The organism is Vibrio sp. 10N.222.55.C6 (assembly GCF_041473395.1).
Lineage (GTDB): Bacteria > Pseudomonadota > Gammaproteobacteria > Enterobacterales > Vibrionaceae > Vibrio > Vibrio crassostreae_C.
This window is the reverse complement of record NZ_JBFRSD010000830.1, coordinates 1-451: the sequence shown is the minus strand read 5'-3', so window position 1 is coordinate 451 and position 451 is coordinate 1. Positions and strand designations below refer to the sequence as shown.

1 protein-coding gene is annotated in these 451 nt (G+C 47.0%); it reads left to right on the top strand.

Translation table 11 applies throughout. The annotated features are described in order from the left end of the window. Nucleotides 1-27: 27 nt before the first annotated feature. Nucleotides 28-451, top strand: a 424-nt coding sequence (locus AB4486_RS26410; RefSeq protein ID WP_372119721.1) for a hypothetical protein, incomplete at its 3' end; no start/stop codon positions are given.

Sequence of the window (451 nt, the reverse complement as noted above, 5' to 3'; positions counted from 1 at the left end):
GGTGGGTGGAATTCTCTGGAGAACTACGTGACTTTGTTGAAACACTTTGCCGCCTCGAATGGGACGAAACGCTTGAGTGATTTCAGTACAAGTTTGGTTACGGGGGAGAATTACAAGATCTTGAATGACGAGCACTGTATGGAACTTTTGAAAGTGATAATGCAGGCCATTGGCCGTGTCGAGCGACGAGATACCAAGATCACCACAGAAATATTCATGCCTGAGGACGTACTCCGTAACGCGGTGATGCAGTTCCAACGATTGGGGCGTGATCCCCGAAACGAGATGTTTCGTGAGAGTATGTCGCTACTCAACTATAAGTGGATGAAATATTGCGAAGCCACTGCTGCTGCTGCGTCGTTTTCTGACGATAAAGAACGGCAACAACTGGAGAAGAAAACTAAGAGACAAGCTCGACAGTTGGACTCTTTCTTCAATAAAACGGTTCCCC